Origin of the sequence: Alkalibacterium pelagium, assembly GCF_900109325.1 — a bacterium.
Lineage (GTDB): Bacteria > Bacillota > Bacilli > Lactobacillales > Carnobacteriaceae_A > Alkalibacterium > Alkalibacterium pelagium.
Genome location: NZ_FNZU01000003.1, coordinates 166977 through 186992 on the forward strand (window position 1 = coordinate 166977; position 20016 = coordinate 186992).

General features: G+C 39.5%; 19 protein-coding genes and 1 pseudogene. 4 read left to right on the forward strand and 16 right to left on the reverse strand.

The window, feature by feature from the left end; translation table 11 throughout:
* Window positions 1–7 precede the first annotated feature (7 nt).
* The 9 genes from BMX79_RS03840 to BMX79_RS03880 form a co-directional block, all read right to left on the reverse strand.
* Window positions 8–1303: an O-antigen ligase family protein gene (locus BMX79_RS03840; RefSeq protein ID WP_091479302.1), complete on the reverse strand. Its 1296-nt coding sequence runs from the start codon at window positions 1301–1303 to the stop codon at window positions 8–10.
* Between the two features lie 71 nt (window positions 1304–1374).
* Window positions 1375–2073, reverse strand: a complete 699-nt coding sequence (locus BMX79_RS03845; protein ID WP_091479305.1) for a CpsD/CapB family tyrosine-protein kinase — start codon at window positions 2071–2073, stop codon at window positions 1375–1377.
* 12 nt (window positions 2074–2085) lie between these two features.
* A complete protein-coding gene (locus BMX79_RS03850; protein WP_091479306.1) occupies window positions 2086–2826 on the reverse strand; it encodes a YveK family protein in 741 nt (246 codons plus the stop codon).
* A 77-nt stretch (window positions 2827–2903) separates the two neighbouring features.
* The gene (locus BMX79_RS03855) at window positions 2904–4022 is read right to left on the reverse strand and encodes a glycosyltransferase (RefSeq protein ID WP_091479309.1); all 1119 of its coding nucleotides are present in this window, start codon (window positions 4020–4022) and stop codon (window positions 2904–2906) included.
* A gap of 75 nt (window positions 4023–4097) precedes the next feature.
* Entirely contained in the window at window positions 4098–4766 is a 669-nt protein-coding gene (locus BMX79_RS03860; RefSeq protein WP_091479310.1) for a sugar transferase, read from the reverse strand.
* A 910-nt stretch (window positions 4767–5676) separates the two neighbouring features.
* Window positions 5677–6135: a GNAT family N-acetyltransferase gene (locus BMX79_RS03865; protein ID WP_091479313.1), complete on the reverse strand. Its 459-nt coding sequence runs from the start codon at window positions 6133–6135 to the stop codon at window positions 5677–5679.
* A 546-nt stretch (window positions 6136–6681) separates the two neighbouring features.
* Complete coding sequence (locus BMX79_RS03870; RefSeq protein ID WP_091479315.1) at window positions 6682–7542, reverse strand: metallophosphoesterase; 861 nt, start codon at window positions 7540–7542, stop codon at window positions 6682–6684.
* A gap of 373 nt (window positions 7543–7915) precedes the next feature.
* A complete protein-coding gene (locus tag BMX79_RS03875; RefSeq protein WP_091479317.1) occupies window positions 7916–8170 on the reverse strand; it encodes a hypothetical protein in 255 nt (84 codons plus the stop codon).
* 115 nt (window positions 8171–8285) lie between these two features.
* Window positions 8286–9338 (reverse strand): ATP-binding protein, encoded by a 1053-nt coding sequence (locus BMX79_RS03880; RefSeq protein WP_091479320.1) that lies wholly within the window; start codon window positions 9336–9338, stop codon window positions 8286–8288.
* A gap of 278 nt (window positions 9339–9616) precedes the next feature.
* On the opposite strand from BMX79_RS03880, the gene BMX79_RS03885 reads away from it, so the two are divergent.
* Window positions 9617–10195, forward strand: coding sequence for a hypothetical protein (locus BMX79_RS03885; protein ID WP_091479321.1), 579 nt, complete (start codon window positions 9617–9619; stop codon window positions 10193–10195).
* Window positions 10165–11028: pseudogene (locus BMX79_RS03890) on the forward strand (IS3 family transposase); the annotation flags it as partial. The gene BMX79_RS03885 and the pseudogene BMX79_RS03890, both read left to right, overlap by 31 nt.
* A gap of 493 nt (window positions 11029–11521) precedes the next feature.
* On the opposite strand, the gene BMX79_RS03895 reads toward BMX79_RS03890, so the two are convergent.
* From BMX79_RS03895 to BMX79_RS03925, 7 genes are all read right to left on the reverse strand, one after another.
* A complete protein-coding gene (locus BMX79_RS03895; RefSeq protein WP_091479326.1) occupies window positions 11522–12427 on the reverse strand; it encodes a nuclease-related domain-containing protein in 906 nt (301 codons plus the stop codon).
* Window positions 12428–12911: 484 nt separating this feature from the next.
* A complete protein-coding gene (locus BMX79_RS03900) occupies window positions 12912–13808 on the reverse strand; it encodes a DUF7916 family protein (RefSeq protein ID WP_091479329.1) in 897 nt (298 codons plus the stop codon).
* Window positions 13809–14753: 945 nt separating this feature from the next.
* Window positions 14754–15980 carry an SH3 domain-containing protein gene (locus tag BMX79_RS03905; RefSeq protein WP_091479331.1) on the reverse strand — a complete coding sequence of 409 codons (1227 nt, stop codon included), beginning with the start codon at window positions 15978–15980 and terminating at the stop codon, window positions 14754–14756.
* Window positions 15981–16208: 228 nt separating this feature from the next.
* A complete protein-coding gene (locus tag BMX79_RS03910; RefSeq protein WP_091479334.1) occupies window positions 16209–16406 on the reverse strand; it encodes a hypothetical protein in 198 nt (65 codons plus the stop codon).
* Window positions 16407–16463: 57 nt separating this feature from the next.
* Window positions 16464–16733 (reverse strand): hypothetical protein, encoded by a 270-nt coding sequence (locus BMX79_RS03915; RefSeq protein WP_091479336.1) that lies wholly within the window; start codon window positions 16731–16733, stop codon window positions 16464–16466.
* Window positions 16718–17314, reverse strand: a complete 597-nt coding sequence (locus BMX79_RS03920; RefSeq protein ID WP_091479338.1) for an N-acetylmuramoyl-L-alanine amidase family protein — start codon at window positions 17312–17314, stop codon at window positions 16718–16720. The genes BMX79_RS03915 and BMX79_RS03920 overlap by 16 nt, the downstream gene beginning before the upstream one ends.
* Before the next feature lie 19 nt (window positions 17315–17333).
* Window positions 17334–17873: a sigma-70 family RNA polymerase sigma factor gene (locus BMX79_RS03925; protein ID WP_091479340.1), complete on the reverse strand. Its 540-nt coding sequence runs from the start codon at window positions 17871–17873 to the stop codon at window positions 17334–17336.
* A gap of 379 nt (window positions 17874–18252) precedes the next feature.
* Between BMX79_RS03925 and BMX79_RS03930 the strand changes: the two genes are divergently transcribed.
* Together BMX79_RS03930 and BMX79_RS03935 are read left to right on the forward strand one after the other, a co-directional pair.
* Window positions 18253–19095 (forward strand): competence protein ComK, encoded by an 843-nt coding sequence (locus tag BMX79_RS03930; RefSeq protein ID WP_091479343.1) that lies wholly within the window; start codon window positions 18253–18255, stop codon window positions 19093–19095.
* Window positions 19096–19297: 202 nt separating this feature from the next.
* Entirely contained in the window at window positions 19298–19744 is a 447-nt protein-coding gene (locus BMX79_RS03935) for a DUF4385 domain-containing protein (protein WP_091479345.1), read from the forward strand.
* The last annotated feature ends 272 nt before the right edge of the window (window positions 19745–20016 follow it).

Consider the following 20016-nt stretch of genomic DNA (forward strand, 5'->3'; position numbering starts at 1 on the left):
CGGCTGATCAATGCCCTGATTCCCTCTCCATGATGCTGGTCATGAGAGCGGAATGTCGCTTGTTGATCGCAAAAAAGTAAAAAATGAATAAATAATAAACATAACGGTTGTTCTGTAAGTTCACCTGGTTCATACCAATAATCAGACTCAACTGAGATATTAAAAGAAAAATATGAACATAGTGCCGAGTAACGAGTGCTTCGATGAACGTCCGTATCAGAAGATAGACACTCAATCCAGTCATAATGATAAAGGTTACCACCCCAGTTTCAACAAACATTGACAAGTAAGTATTATGAACGAGTTTGATTTCTGTGAGATAATACGGCACATCGACATTAACCATATAATTGGCAAATGCTCCGTAGCCGATGCCGAAAATCAGAAACATGGGATTAGCCATCAATGCCAGCGAGACGAGCCAGAGATCCGTTCGACCCGTGGTAACTACACTGTGATCGCCGCTTCTTAGTTCAGAAAGACGCTGAGACAGAAGATGAAATACCGCTAAATTATTTACTGCAATATAAACGGCAGATAATAAAGATACTGCAATAAATAAGTATCTGAAAAACTTGTTCATTTTATTTGTCAGTAATAGAAGAAGCAGGAAACAAAAGACGAGAAAGACCGAAACAACGACCGCAGCCTTGCTGCTCGTGGCGAGTACAGATGCTGCAAATAGTAGAAAAACTGCCAACGCCTTTGTTTTCCTATAATAGATAAATACCAGTGGAGCTATCGTCAGCATGTAAATGGCCATTATATTAGTATCAGATAATGTTCCCTTTGCTCTCTGACCGTTCATGACAAAAGGAGTGACTATTCCGATTTGATAAAGCAAAACACCTACAATCCCTGTCACAGCAACAATTATCCCTGACAACATGACCCACTTCAGGAACAGCCTGACGTCCTCCTTTCTTGCATAAGCGAAGTATATGGAAAAAACAATCCCATAATTAATGGCTACAGTAAATTTGATCAGTTCGATAATCCCTCTACTTAATCCGTATCCATTCAGAATATAGTTCTGAAGACTCAGATAGGATAAAAATAGAATTGCTGTGATCGTAATGAGAATTCTCTGCATCCATTTTTTTCTATGCTGATCCATCTTCATGTTATATTTCAATGAAAGAAGCAGCATACAGTTCAGGTACATGAGAAGGATGTCTCCTATGGACAGATTCAATTCCCCGAGGTCAACTGTTATTACAGATGTCAATAATGTGACAAGAAAAAGTGACCGGTAAGGGATATCCGTATCATTTATTTTTAATTCTACAGCTGCCAGCCCCATTTCCTCATCTCCTCTAAAAAAATATGGTCTCTCATATACACACTCTCTATTTAAAAGCTTCGGAAAGTCCGCTATTCAGGTACATAAACATATTTTCTCTTGCTTCTTTCGATTTTATTGATAATCGCACCGATGATATTCGCATCTACAATATTAAGTAAGTCGCCAGCTTTAATGACATCTTCTTCCGTGACATAGCCTTTTGAAATGATGAAAATCGTCCCATCCACTTTCCCTGAAACAATCTGGGCATCTGTTACAGAGAGCACAGGTGGCATATCATAGATAATAAGATCGTATGATTCTTCGAGTTCTTTTACTAAATCATCCATTCTGTCTGAATTGAGAAGTTCTGAGGGATTGGAGGGAATGTAACCCGATGGAAGAATAAACAGATTGTTTTCGAGATCGATTTGAATAAGCGACTCAGCTTGCAGAGAAGGATTTGTAAGCAGGGTTGTCAGTCCTCGATCATTCTCCACTTTGAAAATTTTATGAATAGAAGGTTTTCTAAAATCCGCATCGACCAGCAGAATCCTCTTATTTTCTGCAGCCAGTGTAACTGCCAGATTAGCTGCTGCAAATGATTTCCCCTCCCCATCTCTAGCAGAAGTAATGACAATCGATTTTATTTTTCCTGTGTTAACCGAATGCTGAATATTGGTTCTGATCGTCCGGAACTGTTCAGATACATGTGTAAATTTATTCTGATTGACAACCAATTTTGTGAGTCTGCTGTCAGCCCTTACTCTTCTCAGTAAAGCAGCCATCTTTTCTCCTCCTTATGTTTTTCCTTTGACTATAGAAGGTGTCCTTATCTCTTCAACTGATTTTTCTTTTTCCAGCATGATCAATTCTTTCATAGACACCTCTTCTATCTGACCAAGTACTTTCCACTTCATTTTTTCAGAAATGAATTTATCACTTTTAACCGTATGATCCATAAAGAACAGGACAAATGCCGTACCTACGCCTGTCCCCAATCCAATAATAACTCCCATGATGACACTTAATGGCTTGTTCGGAGACACTGGGGTGTAGTTTGGAGCGGCACTGGATATGATACTCACATTTTCTACATTCATAATTTCCCCGACATTGCTTTGAAAAGTCTCTGCTACTGTATTAGCCAGCACTGCTGCCTGTTGTGGACTAGTGTCTCTTACTTCAAGTGTGAACAGCTGAGAATTGAACTGATTACTGACAGTAATTTTTCTTGCCAGATCTACAGACGTCATCTCACTTCCCAGTTGCTGAAGGACTTCATCGAGTATGACAGGACTGACCAGAATATCTTTAAATGTATTGATCAGCTGTACATTTGTCTCAATATCACTACTTTGAATCGTCTGTTCATCTTGAACCCTATTGACGAGTATCTGAGCTGAAGATCTATACTGAGGAGAGACGACAAAGAATGTAAGTCCTGAGATAAGACCGGTCCACATAATGACAAATACAAAGATAAGTTTAGCGTAAGTTTTAAAAATTTTAAGAAACTCAATCAAACTGATTTCTTCCATGAGTTGACCCTCCTAAGGTAATGGATGAGATACAGAACAGCTGATAACAATTTCAAGTAAGCATATCTTCCATTTGATTAAGACACATATACTGACTGAAGATCTTTCAGCATTTTGTCTATTGAATAATAATGTTGAAAATTAGAGTAAATGATATCCTTGGAAAAGGTCATGTTTTCTACATATTGAAGTATTGCCGCTTCAGCCTGCTCTACTCCATCTACCATTACTCCGTTTTCTTCTGTCACGATTTCATCGATCCCAGAGTCTCTGAATCCTATAATCGGTACTGAAGCTCTCATTGCCTCAATGAGACTATAAGGGAGTCCTTCATGCCTGGATGTGATCAGAAACAGATCGTATGCACTTACGATCAGTTCGGCATCATCACGGAATCCCAGAAGATGGACATTATCTTCAAGCTGATGCGCTCGGATATATTCCCGACACTCATCATTCAAAGGGCCATCTCCGGCCCATACGAAATGTATATTACTGTTACGAGAAATAACTTTATCAGCAATCATCAAAAATCTGAGAGGGTCTTTCTGATAACTCAACCGTCCGTTATTACCTATAATGTAAGTATCCGGGGTCAGTCCTAATTCTGTCTTCAGCTGATACTTATCCGGAAGATCGACCATGGGAATGCCATTGTAGACGACTTTGAATTTATTTTCCCGATCTATTTTTCTCCTGATGGCTTCTGAACGCTCTTGCTGGGATACGTTAAAGGTATAAGTAGTCGAGCGCCTGCTTAACAGTCTCTCTATAGTAATGAATAGTCGTTTCTTGGACTGGGAAAAAGAATCATTCTGAAACGAGTAGGCATGTGGCGTATAGAAAACTTTTCTTACACCACTTGATTTAGCAGCCAACCTTCCTACCACACCTGCCTTGGAACTGTGGCAGTGAACGATATCCGGATTATTTAACTTAATGATTTTTTTTAATGTCGTCAACGCTCTCATATCTTCCTTTATATTGATTTCCCTAGTAAGGGATGGAAGATGAATCAGTACAGCCTTTTCTTTCAACTTATTCATATTCTTACTAAAAGGTGCGTCGACTCTATTTCCGTAAACAAGGGTGAGTGTGAATCGATCCGTATCCAACCCATTGATCAGATCCATGACATGTCGTCGAACACCACCTTCCATCGTTTCTGCTATAAGCAGCACCTTCTTTTTCTCCATTGTTTAAAACTCCTCTCTTATAGTCTCTGACAAGAAACTGTCTATATAACTGAAAATATGTGTATCCTACTTATCTCAATATGCACCTTTTCTCAAGATGACTTTTGCAAAGGTCTGTATGATAATCTTCAAATCCAGCTTTACTGACTGATGATCGACATAGTACAGTTCGATGTTCACCCTATCTGGATAACCTACATTGCTTCTCCCGTTTGCCTGCCAATACCCAGTAATTCCTGGCTTAACTGACAGAAACTTGTCTGTCCTGTCTTTGTATTCCAATAATTCTTCTTTCACTACCGGCCTTGGCCCAACCAGACTCATTTCGCCTTTCAGAACGTTGAAGAACTGCGGGAGTTCGTCAAGACTGGTTTTCCTGATAAATTTTCCGAATTTAGTAATCCTTGGATCTTCTTCAGGGTCAAGTTTATAGTTGTTAGCACAGTATTTCTCATATAAATCGTTATCTTTTTTAAGCATTTCTTCTGCATTACTGACCATAGAACGAAATTTATAGATATAGAACATTCTCCCGTTCTGGCCTACCCTTTTCTGTTTGAACAGGATCTGGCCTTTGTTCTCACCATATAAGTAAAATGATGACAGAAACAAAAGTAATGGAAGCAGAACAACAATTGCTCCGGCAGATAGTATGAAGTCAGAAACCCTTTTAAAGTAAAAATAAAGCAGACGCTCTATATTTCTCCTCTTAGTTACCGACTGTTTAACATAATCGTTTTCCATGATTCTCCCTCTTCCTTTTTTCGACCACATTAAAGTGACCATACTGGAATCCTGGCAATTCAGTAAACGTTTCTTAGGCCCCCTCCGCAAAACAATTCAAGGTGATTACCATAAAGTACAAGTATTTAAATGTCTTTTTTTAAGAGTGAGTAAACAAAGCAGGTGTTTTACTAACTGTGGTGGGTATTAAAAATTGAAGTGGCATAAAATGACTAATATATCGATGATTATTATTGAGGTGGGTATTTTCTGGTGAGGTTAAGCATATAGAATAAATAGACAAATGATTTCAAGTGATAGGAAAGTGCAAAAAAACTAAAAATATGATTGAAAGGCTCAGCTGGAGAAAAATTTAATCGGGTTGATGTGACGGAATGTTATCGAAGAGATGAAAAAGCTCATTGACAAGATGATGGTAGAAACAAATGAGGAAACATGAGGTTATACTTTATAACTTTAATACCAAGCTTAACCAGCCCAAGTTAACAAAGTAGTTTAGCGATATAAATTACATATTATCTGGATTCGTAAGGAAATATGGGTGGGTGAAATATATAAAATACAGGAAAGATAAGGTGATTTTCGAGGAAAAATAAAACTGATAAAGTGAAGTAAGGAGTAATTATGAAAAGATACTTAAGAAGGGGCGTTATAGTAATTGGATACCCACATAATAGTCTTAAATATCTATTAATACAAGTATAGTCCTGACCGAAAAAATAATATGAGTGATGTAATTAAAAATTATATGCTAATTTTAACTCAATATTATCTTGAATCAGCATTAAAACATTTAAGATAATTCAAAAAATATAATAAATTACATTTTGATGACCAAACATTACAAATGTTACACCGAGAAGCTAAAAAAGCGCGGCTAACATCGCCAGTCACTGAACCAGCTGTCGCCTTAACCTGCGTATAATCCTTTAGTATTGCCGATTTTTTTTATCATTACCACTGATGAATCTGCTGCGTCTTGCATAAAGTTAAAGTCATAGTTCTCATAAAATCTTATCGCACGACTATTGCCTTTTGACACTTCAAGCTTGACTTGTTTCATCCCTGTTTCAATACACAGGGAGATACAGATATCCATCAGTTGATGAGCAATTCCTGTTCCCTGATAGACAGCTAACACTCCAATTAAGGCAATATAAGCTATATGTGTAATAGAGTCATTAGCATAGAATGACACCAGCCCGGCATCCTCTCCGTTCTCGACGAAGACCATACTGATTCCTTTATCTATAAGTTTCGTTGCATAGTCTTCCACATTAAATGGTTCAGTAAATAAGGAAAAGCCTGATTCTTCCTGTAAACTTTTGATTAATCTGGACAGTCGCCCATGGTCAGTCACCATTTCCATTTTTAATAACCTCCTGATTTAAAGTCTGTTGAATGTCAGGCTGATAACTATGTCCAGCTTTGACTAAAGATTAATTAGATCTTTAAGAGTTAAATTTATCTGTTTTCCCAACTTTATAACACTCCTAGTGAGATCCCTTCTTAATCCCTTTCAGTAAACCCTTTCATGTTTATGCATACAGAAGAACACCCGTGTACCGACAACATAGGTCCGTTCCACAGATGTTCAATCCGCATCAAGTATCCAGCCAGATAAAACATCTTGCCTGAAACGATTAGCTTCTATTACTAGGATTAATCCCTTTGAGCGCCATAATTAAACAGCAAAACGATTATGTTAAGACAAATCCAGCTTATGAAAATGGGCATTTAACCCCTCCTCAGACTTCAAATCGTCGACGGACAGCTTTGAAAAACTCTCACACTCGAACAACGTTATTTCTTATGATCGTAAGACCTTAATAGTCTTAATGATTATACACTAATCTACTCAGCTTTGAAAGATTCCTTACTTCTCAATTTCTATTATTTGAAAGACACTTTCCAGTCAATTGCTTGATGAATGCAAATTCACAATGACAAGCTCAGGACGATTATTGATACGCAGTGGAAAAATGCTGTTGCCTAATCCTCTGCTGACAATCATGTGGGTATTGTCTTCACTATACTGGCCGCTGGTGTAGTCAGGAAGAAAACCTTGAGAGGGAGCAAAGAGTCCATTGATGAATGGCAGACGAATCTGCCCCCCATGCGCATGTCCGGTCAGAGCCAGATCCACATCTGCAGCCGCATAAACCGACATCAATTCGGCTCGATGTGACAGAAGCAGATTAAAGTCAGTCCCAGCTTCTTCAATAAGGCCTTCAATTCTCGCTTGTATCAGCAATTCTTCAGATCCGACTTCCATAATATCATCAAGAAGCAGGAAAAGAGGATCTTCGATTCCAATAAGTCCGATTTCCTGGTCTTCAATTTCCAGTCTTTCATATGAATTATCTAAGTCAATAACGCCAATGCGATCGATTTCTCTTTGTAGCTCAGGGTATACGCCTGAAGCCAACTCATGATTGCCGGTAACGAAGTAGACTGGTGCGATGTTCATCATTTCTTCCATTGCCTGAACGGCTACTGGAATATCTGTACGGTTTCGATCTATCACATCACCCGTCACAACTATAATATCCGGATTCTGCTCCTCAAGCTCAGTCGTCAGGCGTCCGTTATATTCTTTGTTGTGCAAGTCTGACACTTGAGCAATCGTATACCCATCAAAGGTTTCTGGAATGTTTTCTTGTTCAAAGTCGTATATAGACAGTTCAATTGCGTTATTCTGATAGTATAAGTAGCCAGCTGTCAGAATGATAAATACTAGAATAATACTGTAACCTATAATCTTTTTAGAATTCAATGATTTATGCTCCTTGGAGTATGAGTAAAATGACTTGTTTCAATCGACAAACGGGAAGTTATTAGTTATGTTTTATACTATACTCCAATTTTCAACAAAAAAACAGAGTCACAATCTTACACTATTGTGATTATTCAATGAAAATCTCATAACTAGGTTTTATGAGGTATTTATCTTATGATGCTTGTGATGAACAACTTCATAACAGTGTTATATGGGAGATTGGGAATAATACAAGCCTGCGAATGCCAAATAGTTTAAACTTATGAGATAGTCAGCTTTCTTCAATAAACCAGAAAACTAGACTTTCGATTACTATTACCCACCATAGATAAAAAAAGACACCGCAATGGTGTCTTTTAGTTCATATTGATTATCCTTTATACTTCAAATTCTCGGGCCAGAATTCGGTCACTTCCTGATCGCTTTCGCCTCTATTCAGAAAGGCATCTTTTCCGGAACCCTTTTCTGAATCGACCTCAAGTAATCCTTCTTCATAAAGTTCTTCGACGTTCTGAATGATTTCTCCGTCTGGAAAGGCTGTCTTGAGTTCTGCAATTTTTCCGTTGATTCCTTCTCCACTCTTGTATATAGTGACGATACGGTCTCTTAAGATATCTTCTGCCAAAACACATTCCTCCTATTCCTTTAGTCTACTTTAAGTATACCAACAGGAAAAAGCGGATTCAAAGTATATGGTTTATGATGGTTGTCAAAAGGGTTCGAGAATTGCTGGCAGTCTATCACTGATCCAGTCTAAGTCTATCCAAATTTCTTTCATAAAAATCAAGGATAGGACCGGGCATATCTCTTACTTCACCTCTCCAAGGAAACATACTGACTGGTCCTGGGCTGAATTCGACTTCTGTCACGACATGATTTTCAGGAGTCGGGGCTTCAGTTATGTCTTCCAGTATCATATCGACTCCAGCATAGTTAAGTCCTGGTATCGCTTTGACTGCCCGAAGAGCCAGTTTCTCAAATTCTGGATGTACCGTCTCTGTAAAATCGATCCCTTCACCCCCACTGGAAATATTCGATTCATCTCGCAGGATCACTTTTTCATCACGTTCAGGAACGGTATCGAGCGAGCGCCCTTCTCTAGAGAGACGAGTTAATTTCTCGATATCAGTTGGGATAAGAAAGTTTTTCAGATCCCTGTCTTTTAAACGCTCTTTATTCTTTGATTCGATCAGCTCCAGAACCGTATGCGAGCCGTCACCGACTACGTTAGCCCTGGCACGCTGGCTGGTTGCGATGACTTTTCCATCAACCACTACGTATCTGAAATCCTCACCCATAAAATGCTTCTCCACATGGACGGATGCCTGCTTGTCATCTACAATCTTTTCCAGTTTGCTTATCGCTTCTTTCAGTTCTACTATATTGGAGAGGTTCATAAAGACACCCTGCCCCCGTGCCAGTCCGTTTGGTTTCAGTACGACCGGGTAACCGATGGACTCAGCAAACGAAACAATCTCTTCCTGTTCACTGATTGGCAGGTAAGTCGATTGAGGCACAGTGAGTCCAGCCGCTTTAAGAAGTGTCCGGGTTACATGCTTGTCATCTACAACAGTATTTAAGGCTGCGGATGATAACGGGCCGTTCATATCTTTGAATAATACATCTATTCCCTGAATCGATATGAGAGTAGTGTTAAAGGTTAGACGTTTCACCTCGTAGCCCCGGCGACGTGCTTCTTCTTCCATCAGTCTGGATTTCAATCCTTCTCTTCGCTCGAATTCTGACATATCATCTTCTGATATGATATCTATTTTACTGATTTCTTCCTGCATTTATTGATCCTCCCCATGTCCTTCATTCATACTTTTATTATATTATCAGTGTATCACAGGGTAAGACTAAAATAGTGGTTTAAGCACTTGATTAGAAAGATGCTGAGGGTGACTGACTGCAACAAAGGCTATAATGATAATCTGGCAAGACCAGATTTTTCTTCATTGAAAGCTTCTAGATGTAGTTTATTGGGGTTCAGCGAGTTGAACTGCATTCTGATGTCTGGTCTGACCCCAATAAGTTGGAGTGAAAAATCAACTATTTGGGGGCTATAATTTTGAAGAAGTATTCTTATGAACTTAAGCTAAAAGTTGTAAATGACTACCTGAACCACCATTCGACGTTTAAGAGCTTATCAGAGAAATATAATCTTTCCGGACCTAGTAATCCGAGGACATGGGTTAATTTATATCAAATGTTTGGCAAAGATGGGCTAAAAGAGCCGGAAAAACAATCGGTCTTTCCTGTTCAATTTAAGCTGGATGTATTAAGATATAGAGAAACGACGAGGCTCTCATACCAAAAGACAGCTGATGCCTTCGGCATTCGGTTTGGATCCACTGTCAGGGACTGGCATAAAACAGTTCAAACTGAAGGTGTGGAGGCCCTGACGGAAACGAAAGGACGGACACCTGTGGCTGAGATTGAACGACGAGAAAAAGAAAAAGAGAAGCTTAAAAATGAAAAGCTTAAAGACTTTGACGCAAAGCGATTCGCTAAACTCGAGCGTGAAAATGAACTTCTGAGACTGGAGCTTGCTTACCTAAAAAAGCTAGAAACTTTTCAGGACAAGCGCCTTCCCGAAAAGAACAAGCAAAAGCGGCGTACCTACTTCTCCATGAAGGATTCAAACTGAAAGACACTTTGAAAATCATTGGACTAGCTGAATCAACCTATCATTACCACGCAAAACGTATGAATCAGCCTGATCCTGATCGCGAGTGGAAAACGCTGATTACTAAAATCTTCCTCGATAAAGACAAACGAGCAGGGTACCGGTCCATTCATGATATTCTGATTTTCATGGGCTATACAATCAATCATAAAAAAGTGCAGCGTATTATGCAGGAACTAGGATTAAAGTGTCATAAGTTTTCACGTAAATCGCGGAGTTACAGTTCTTACAAGGGGACAGTAGGTAAAATAGCCAAAAACCTTATAAACCGTCGGTTTCACTCCACTATTCCTCTTCAAAAACTAGTGACAGACGTGACTGAAATGAAATGTGCCCAAGGCAAGAAACTTTATTTTAACCCTATTCTTGATTTATATAATTCTGAAATCATTTCCTACAGTATATCTGATACACCCAATGTAGACTTTGTCATGCAAGCTCTTGAAGAGGCTCTTCCAATTATTAATAAGCACGCCACTTACCGAACGACTATTCATTCGGATCAAGGCTTTCACTATCAGAATAAGCGGTGGGTTAAGAAGCTAAAGGAAAATAAAGTGTTTCAGAGTATGTCCAGAAAAGGGAACTGTCTTGATAATGCTTCTATGGAAAGTTTCTTTGGAATAATGAAACAAGAAATGTATCACAGTGAGCCTCTAAAGACCTTTAAAGAACTAAAGAAAGAGATTGAAGAGTATATTATTGATTACAACGAATCCAGACTAAAGAGAAAACTCAATCGACAATCACCTGTTCAATTTAGAAAGAACCAAGGATACACATATGCTGTGTAACTAGCCGTAGGCTATAAGAAAAATAAATTAGCAAAAAACTCTAACTTATTGGGGTCACACTAGTCTCTTGAATGAAGTTCACCTCTGCAACTGTTTTGTGAACTAGACTCCCGCTGATGGCGGTGTAGTTCAGCTCACTTCTTGTATCACGAACTCGACTCGGAAGTGCTCATAATGAAGTTCAGCGCTCACATCCCGTCTGAACTACACCCTGCGTTTCTAGCATCAAACGCTATAATGATAATCTGGCCTGGCCAGATTTTTCTTCATTGAAAGCTTCTAGATGTAGTTTATTGGGGTTCAGCGAGTTGAACTGCATTCTGACGTTTCTTGAATGAAGTTCACCTCTGGAATTGTTTTGTGACTCCCGCTGATGGCGGTGTAGTTCAGCTCACTTCTTGTATCACGAACTCGACTCGGAAGTGCTCATAATGGAGTTCAGCGCTCACATCCCGTCTGAACTACACCCTACGTTTCTCACAGCATCAACTGACTACATTGATAATCTGGCCTGGCCAGATTTTTCTTCATTATAACTCTTTACAACCTTACGTAGGCGGTACATTGAGTGCAATCCACCACACCAGGCATGCAATACTTCAGTTTTTAAAGGTTCGTCAGAAAAAAGTGTCTGGTATTCTATTGTATGTCGCATCGCATTATCGATTGCCGATTCTTTGAATCCACAGGACTTACAGACACACATCCGTCCCAAAATATTGTCTAGAAACTCATTACATTCACTGCAATATATCCCTTTTCTCAACATGGAAAAATTATAATTTGGCAAGTCAGTCAGTAGGTATGACTTTAAATTAACGTTAGATAACCTCTCAGCGATTTCTAAAAGTTTTCTGTTTTTTATATTGGACTGTTTTTCTATCAGTTTAAAATGACTATCCAGCAGACTTGGGAGTAAAATTCTTTTATCGGGTATTGACTGATAGATGGTGCAGTTGGGATTAATGAATACGACATATGGTTCGACTTCCAGTTTAATATTATGTTTTCTGAATAGATTTTTTAACAGAATAGCTGCTCTCTGGACTTGACTCACTGGATTTAATATCTCCAACCCACTTGAATAGTAAGTCATCCTTCCTTCTCGATACATAAGCTCACCTTGGTAATTTTTCACTTCATAAATGTAAATCTTCTGATCAGTAAGGATACTCATATCAATCTGAAAAGTAGAACCCTGACTTTTCAAAAATAGATCCGGTATCATCAGATAATCTGGCAGATATTTTTCAATAATACTATCAAAGTGTAGTTCCCCTTTATACCCTTTCATCTGAGAATAAGCATACTGCTTCTCTTCATCACTCAAATCTGCTCTTATAAGTAATGCCTCCAAAATACATAGCACATTCGGTTTGGTCCTGTCTTTATACATCATATTCTTCACTCCTTAGTAAGGCTCTATATATAATATTGATGAAAAAACAGATAACTAACTAAAATACTTTAATTCATTTTCCTTTTTTGTCTAAATGTTTAAGAAGACAAAAAAAGGCAGAGCCACGCTCCACCATTTTTTTGCCTAGAAATCAATATATATTAAGATTGACTATTATTCACCTTATTTCACCGTAGATCCTACATCATCCCATATATCTTTCTCATAATATTGTCCATAATCCGAGTCGACAACTGGATATTTCAATTTTGGAATGAGCAAAACAGTTCCGGACTGGTCAATACTGACACTATACTCAGTACTCAAATCATATTTTCAGCTTCTGAAACAGGAATAGTTAATATAATTGAATCCCCTGCTTTCTCAATCTAGTAATCAATCAAGTCCCACCTTCTACATTTTTATCACAGATTAGAAGCTTCATATTCACTAAGAGTGCCTTTCAATCACTTCTCAAGTATTATTACCGCGCATTCGATCCGGCCATGCGTGCCAATGTATGACGGTCCCCCCGAATCACTCGAGACATTTCCAGAATATTCAGATAAGGTGCGATTCCCCCATATCCGGCATCACCAATGTGCTGGATATCTACTCCAGCTATTTTATTCTGCAGGGCGATTTCCTTAATCGTACTAGGGTCGGCTGTTTCCTGACTAGTACCAATCGCCGACATGCTCAGTACGTCAGATGCCTTGCATAGTCGAACGGCTTCATAAATCATGTCCGGTGTGACTCCGGGTACCGTTCCGATTGCGGGTAGAAGAATGATGTCTGCTCCACTCTTGATGAAAGAACGGATCGCATCCAGATCGACCACTGCTTCATTCACTCCAGCGCCGTGCATTTTTCCTGCGATAATCAGACCTTTGAACGATTCTTTTGCTACTGATATTGCTTTGTTTATTTCTTTATTACTTACGCCTGTTCCAGGATTGCCTGTCAGACAGATGAAATCAAATCCCAGGTTCTCTGCTTCATCGAATGTCTCTTTAAATGCCTGTCTCCCTTTAGAAATCGTCAGCTTATCTTCATTCATGAGTGCTTGCTGATCGACTGGTTCGATATTGACCCCAATCGGTCGACCTGTGAGTTCTTTCAGGCGTCTCACTGGATCATTTTCTTTGCTGTCTAACCCATTAACTTTTGGCTCCAGCAAGTCGAAGCCATTTAAAAGAATTAAGTCTGCTCCGACAGATCTGGCCACCTCACTATTGGTTAGTCCAGGTGATGCCGCAGTAGAGACGATATTTTCGGACAGAATGGTCCGACCTTCGCTTGCTTTGATCGACTGCTTTAACTCTTCCTTATTCATCTCGAGAAAATCACTTGCATAACAGTTCAATAATCGCTTGACCATTATCCACTTCCACTCCTTTTATTAAATCGCTTACAGAAACTATAGACCAACTACTAATATTTTTCAATTGTATAGAATATGGAATTTTTGACATTGAATAACACATGACAATCTGGCCAGGCCAGATTTTACATCATTGAAACACTCACAGTGTAGTTCAGTGACCAACGAGTCTTCTGTACTCCATTTTACTGCTCTCAGAATGTAGTTCGGGCCATCATAATCACACTAAACTCAACCGGCCAGTCACCCGATGTAGTTCAGCCACTTTCTTCTGCACGAACTAGACTTTACCTACATCATAATGAAGTTCATACACAAAATCCATGCTGAACTTTACTGGATACAGTTAATCCAACCCAAAAACTTAAACTGGGAATCTGGCCAGGCCAGATTTTACATCATTGAAACACTCCCAGTGTAGTTCAGTGCCCAACGAGTCTTCTGTACTTCATTTTAATGCTCTCAGAATGTAGTTCGGGCCATCATAATCACACTAAACTCTACCGGCGAGTCATCCGATGTAGTTCAGACCACTTTCTGTGCACGAACTAGACTTTATCTGCAACGTAATGAAGTTCATAAACAAAATCCATACTGAACTTTACTGAATACAGTTAATCCAACCCAAAAACTTAAACTGACAATCTGGCCTGGCCAGATTTTACATCATTGAAACACTCCCAGTGTAGTTTAACGCACATTGAGTCTTCTGTACTCCTTTTTAGTGCTCTCAGAATGTAGTTCGGGCCATCATAATCACACTAAACTCAACCGGCCAGTCACCCGATGTAGTTCAGACCACTTTCTGCTGCACGAACTAGACGCTACCTGCAACGTAATGAAGTTTATTACAGATAAAGACACGGAACTTCAGCCAGCACTAAAACAGACAAAAACTCCCAGCTAAATGGAATAATTCCAGCTGGGAGTTGATTACCTTTTCTATTCTACTATGCCAGCCTCACTCGGAAGGTGGTTCATGACGGTGTCCAGGTGGAAGTTTCCGTCTCCCAGTTCGTCTTCAAATTCTTCCAGTACATCGATATCATTGAAGTGCCACCATTCCGAGGCGATCGGTATCAGATCAGCTTCGAACATATAGGCTTCCAGTCTTCTCGCCTCTTCATTGACATGATTCATATAAGGAATGTTCTGCCAGCCGACTCGGTCTCTGGCCGCAATTGGTCGCTCCAGCATAGCTGATGCTGTACTCAATTCAAATATCGGAGAATACATGTCGTATGTGGCATACTCGGTCACTTGCGGCACGATATAATGATCAATGATCCGTTCTTCAACCGACTCAACTCGTGCCAGGGTCAGATCCACTGCCAGACCTCTCTGATGATTGGAAACTCCTTCGTTAATGAACCAGTTCATTGTCCAGGGCGCTTCAGTTAGACCCTGCATGACTTCATCGTTCTGCTCGGCCAATTCTGATAACCGTTCATTGACCAGAACCTGGGCTGTACTCGGTCTGAATACTTCCATTATGACAAGTGTCTCGTTGTTTTCTAAAGCAGCCTGCTGAGCTTCAGCTATTTTATGAGCTGTGCTGTATATGATCGGCATGATGAACTCATCTCTACCTAAACGGTCATTCATTCCGTATCCCTCATATAATACTTCTCCTGTAATTCCAGGTATATCGGTGTACGAAGAACGGAAAATCGATCCATAGGTATTCGGGTTATCGTAAATGGCGGAAGGGAGGACATCCGGCAAGTTGATGAAAGCCAGCTGGTTAGACAACCAGCCTTCCTGATTTTCAGTTCGTACATGCCACCAGTTACCTTGCTCCTCAATAATATAAAACGGTGTACCTGCAGGTAAAACGGTTAGAGAATCAGCATCTTCTGAAGCTGTTTCACGCAAGTGCGTATTTACCGAAGTAAACCCACCCGCACCTATGACAGGAAGATCAAACATGCTTTCTTCATAACGTGAGACGACCTGTTCCTCGGGTTCTTCGCCGGCCGGTTCTTCTTGTTCAGTCTCACCTGGCTCTGCATCAGTATCCGGTTCAGTTGGCTCTTCCTGAGGCAGGTTTGTCACTTCACTCGGATCGGGGAATCCGGTTGAGGTTCTGTTCCACAGGACAGCGATCACACCAATCATGACAATAAGCCCGACCAGCAGTGAAACAACAAGTGGTTTATTTCTGTTCATAAAAGCTAACTCCTTTGTATGTAAATCGTAACAGTTACGTTTTTTAGCTTATCCGAAATATATTTTATAGTCAATCATATAACGGGAAATTATATAATTATGTCACACATTTTGAATTCAATGCTATAACTAGCCTAAAAAGGAGCTTAATAAACAGGCATCTGTAGGAGTTTTCCAATCGCTGATGCCTGTTTTAGTCACTTTTCTTCAATCAAATAAAAAAGCTAATCATTCTTCAGATCCACCAGACTTATTGTGCTCTTCTTTTTTATCCGACTGATCATTTTTCGGTGTAACCTTTTTATGTGCTCCATAGTTAAAAAGGAGAATTACTGCATTCAACAGCAACCATATGATAACGAATGGCATCTTGATCCACTCCCTTGAAGTAGCCTTTTGCTTACTTTTATTATAATCCTTATTCATGGAAACCGCCTCTTCTCAGCTTGATAATAGTTATATTCCCTTAGTTAGTCTTAATACTCACACTATTCGGACAAATTTTGGGTTGGCAGTTACATAAAACACCTGTCCTCTGGCATTTCTTACTTTATACTGTTCACCTGATCCCACTTTGAGTTTGTCCAGGACTTCAGTAAAAGTCTGTCCTTTTTTCATGAATCCAAATACATCTTTGTCGGACCAGCTAGGTTTGTTGTAGAAACGAAGCTCCCCGTTGTGAATACTCTCCAAACGAAACCCTTTAAAACGCGGGAACGATTCAGCTTTGTCATTAGCTAGATATTCTGGCAAATGCAGCACAGTCTTTTTATAGGAGGCTGATATGAGACGCCCACTTTGATACAAATGCATTCGACCACTGCTTCTGCAGCAGATATAAAATTAGCCTGATCCAAATAGTAATGATGATCGACCTGATTATCGATGAATCCGTATTCTACAATAACCGTTTCCGTATTTCCAGTCAACCGGTGCATATAATAATAATCGACACCTTTTCGAATTTCTCTAGTGAATACCCGCCTCAATGGCAGACCAGTGATTTGAGCTAATTTTTCAGCCAATGCTTTTGCAAAATCAGCTTTGGCATGAACCGAATGAATCGTCTCGATTCCTCGTGCCTGACCATTGAAGGCGTTCCAGTGATTAGATACACATAGATCATACTGATTTCTGATCCTAGCTATACGCTGCGTCGGGTTCAGGGCTACATCTGACTGACGGGTAATGGCGACCTCTACTCCGCATTCCTTTAAGCGTCGATACTGATACAAACTGATGGAAAGCGTCCAGTCTTTTTCATTTATTCCAAAACCCTTTGCCCCCGGGTCGCTCCCACCATGTCCTGCATCAATGATTACTGTTTTACTCATGTCTCTTCCTTCTCTCTTATTAGTTTGTCAGTACGGCTTTAAAGTGATTCAGTTTGAGCGCAGTCCGATTTTTCCACTGGTAGACCGTTTTGCGGCTGACCTTATGCTTTCTCGCTATATCGGTTACGGAAAGCTGGTTCAGTACGCTCTCTTTTAAATAGACTTGTTCATTTGGTGCCAGACAATCCAGCATGGACGGAAAAAGCTGCCAGACGATCCAGTCTTCGTTTTTATCCCTGTCAGGATCGGCTTCATCGTCAAAAAATTCTGAAACAGTCTCCTCCCGTTCTTTTTTGAGCTGGTATTTTCTCAACTCATCTATGATCGCCCATCTGATTTTTTGAAAGGCAAAGCCAGTGAACTGATAAAAATATTCCTCTTCACATAGATCCTCTGGAAATTGCTCGTAAACTTTAACAAGTGTCAATAAACCTATTTGGACCAGATCATCATAATTCTGATTTGATCTTAAGACCCCACACTTTCTCAATGCTCCATGCACCAGACTGGTATGAACAAAGAAAAAGTCATCTGCTATTTCTTCTGTCAATATCCTCATTGATTTTCCTCTACTAAGAGAATTCTCTTCCTTTATTAGTACTTGGCCTTGTACAGTTCCTACTGTATAGTGACAACCGTTCTCATTCAAAGGACTGAATTCGACAGTATTTTGACCGAATTATTTAGTTTTATCTAATTCAGTCAAGTGAGTATCATTATTGGAAACGTTAAGTAAGAAAACTCATCATATTGTTAGCTAAGTAGACTGATATCACCTGACATTAAGTTTTGTAGATAAATAGGATTAAATTAATCTCATACAATTAATATAATTAAAATCTACCGAATATAACCAAGTTATGTTATAATGAATGTGAATTTATGAACTTTAACAAAAATAATGATAGCGCTTTAAATAGTGCCGAAGGGAACGGTTCATGGATAAACTTTACAACAAGTATGTCAGGCAGCTGGAAGACTATGTTTTAAAGGAACAGGCAAGTCGGTACCTCACTCCAATTATCAAGGAAGACAGAGGCAGATCCTTTTTTGACCATCTAAAAATAGACGTTTCTCAAATCTTGAATCATCTGGACGTATCAATTGAACAGAAGTATATTACTATAGACCGGACATGCTTCTATGTCTGCGATTTATCCAAAGAAGTACGAACGACTTACAACACGATTGTCTTCAATCTATATGGGTCACCTCTCAAGTCCACTGAAACCACCACACAGATAATGAACCGGTCATTTAATGCTATGAACATTAAGTATGATATGATCAGACAGTTAGGCAAAGCTTTAGGCATCAGCCAGAAATGTCCCTACGTCCTGGGGCCAATGTGTTTCGCTCCGGATAAAGGAACGAAGCATAATCATGCCAGCTGGATCGGCATACACAATGTGCGTGACATTTATAGTCACGAGAAGCAGACCTTACTTAGTATAAAAAACGAACACGAACTCTTAATTGACCTTGATGTAAAAAAGACAGATAAACTGGTCACAAACGGTCACATCATTTATCAGGCACAGGAATCCATGGTCAAAGGATGGAACGCTCTCTATCAGGAAGAATCGGACGATTACCAGAACTGGAATATTTTAAAGAAACGCTCGCTGCAGCAGACCTTTTCCCAGAAAATACCGACACTGTTTTCCTGTCTGATGTTCTTTTCCTATTTCCAGGCTCTGGAAATGCTTCGTACCGTTCTTAAAGAAGGCGACCCTCTCCTTGAAGACGTTATGAAAGAATACCCTAAGTTTATGCTTTAAGGTTAAACAGCTTATCCTCCGCTGATGAAGGGTAAGCTGTTTTTTGTATAAATAATATGTATCTACTTTAGTCTTACTAATGGATTCACCTGTTCTACGGTTTTGCATACGAGACTACCCAGTTCAGTACAGGAAACTTGAACATAATACTAAAATCCAGTAGTGTTAAATTTACAATAAGCAATTTAAGAGAGGTGACCCCATGGCTTTCGATTACGACATGGATTTTGACAACATAGATTTTCGAGAACAACCTGAATTGTACCGGGTGGGACGAGGCGAACAAGGTGTTTTAATGGTTGAACCATATAAAAGCGAGATCCTTCCCCATTGGCGGTTCAAGACACCGGACATCGCCAAAGAATCGTCTGACAAAATTTATCAGATGTTTCTGGACTATCAGGAAGCTGACGACTTTGTAGGCATGGATATGGCCAGGAAGTTTCTTCAGATGGGGTATACCCGGTCCAGACGTTACGCCAATTACAAAGGCGGTAAAAAATACGATAAAGATGGTAATATAAACGAACGGGATATTGATGAAGAAAAAGCTGAATCTGCCCGAATTTTTGAGGAAAAGTGGATCATCGTGCGGGAGAATGAAGACTATTTAAAACGTAAGAAAGACCATCAGAAGAAGTATGGGTGACTTGTACAAATTAGGATGATTAATATAATTGAAAAACAACAACAAAATGGCGATCATGGATTATCTGAACATGTATCATATGAAATACAGTATTTATAGTATAAAGTCTGCCCCTAACAAATTATCAATACAATTACTTGTTGGGGGGGGCTCAGTGGTCAAATCATTCGGTAAAGTTTGAGGTTAATTTCATTTCTTTACTTAATTTGAGTAGCGCATAAAGTGTAGCTCATGTTAAAATATCTCCTTTGAACTCCATCCAATGCAGATTG

Coding starts and splice junctions, on each gene's coding strand:
- BMX79_RS03905 (WP_091479331.1), bottom strand. CDS start 15,980: ATGAACAGAAATAAACCACTTGTTGTTTCACTGCTGGTCGGGCTTATT.
- BMX79_RS03910 (WP_091479334.1), bottom strand. CDS start 16,406: ATGAATAAGGATTATAATAAAAGTAAGCAAAAGGCTACTTCAAGGGAG.
- BMX79_RS03900 (WP_091479329.1), bottom strand. CDS start 13,808: ATGGTCAAGCGATTATTGAACTGTTATGCAAGTGATTTTCTCGAGATG.
- BMX79_RS03920 (WP_091479338.1), bottom strand. CDS start 17,314: ATGAGTAAAACAGTAATCATTGATGCAGGACATGGTGGGAGCGACCCG.
- BMX79_RS03895 (WP_091479326.1), bottom strand. CDS start 12,427: ATGATGTATAAAGACAGGACCAAACCGAATGTGCTATGTATTTTGGAG.
- BMX79_RS03855 (WP_091479309.1), bottom strand. CDS start 4,022: ATGGAGAAAAAGAAGGTGCTGCTTATAGCAGAAACGATGGAAGGTGGT.
- BMX79_RS03930 (WP_091479343.1), top strand. CDS start 18,253: ATGGATAAACTTTACAACAAGTATGTCAGGCAGCTGGAAGACTATGTT.
- BMX79_RS03925 (WP_091479340.1), bottom strand. CDS start 17,873: ATGAGGATATTGACAGAAGAAATAGCAGATGACTTTTTCTTTGTTCAT.
- BMX79_RS03860 (WP_091479310.1), bottom strand. CDS start 4,766: ATGGAAAACGATTATGTTAAACAGTCGGTAACTAAGAGGAGAAATATA.
- BMX79_RS03850 (WP_091479306.1), bottom strand. CDS start 2,826: ATGGAAGAAATCAGTTTGATTGAGTTTCTTAAAATTTTTAAAACTTAC.
- BMX79_RS03840 (WP_091479302.1), bottom strand. CDS start 1,303: ATGGGGCTGGCAGCTGTAGAATTAAAAATAAATGATACGGATATCCCT.
- BMX79_RS03865 (WP_091479313.1), bottom strand. CDS start 6,135: ATGGAAATGGTGACTGACCATGGGCGACTGTCCAGATTAATCAAAAGT.
- BMX79_RS03880 (WP_091479320.1), bottom strand. CDS start 9,338: ATGCAGGAAGAAATCAGTAAAATAGATATCATATCAGAAGATGATATG.
- BMX79_RS03935 (WP_091479345.1), top strand. CDS start 19,298: ATGGCTTTCGATTACGACATGGATTTTGACAACATAGATTTTCGAGAA.
- BMX79_RS03845 (WP_091479305.1), bottom strand. CDS start 2,073: ATGGCTGCTTTACTGAGAAGAGTAAGGGCTGACAGCAGACTCACAAAA.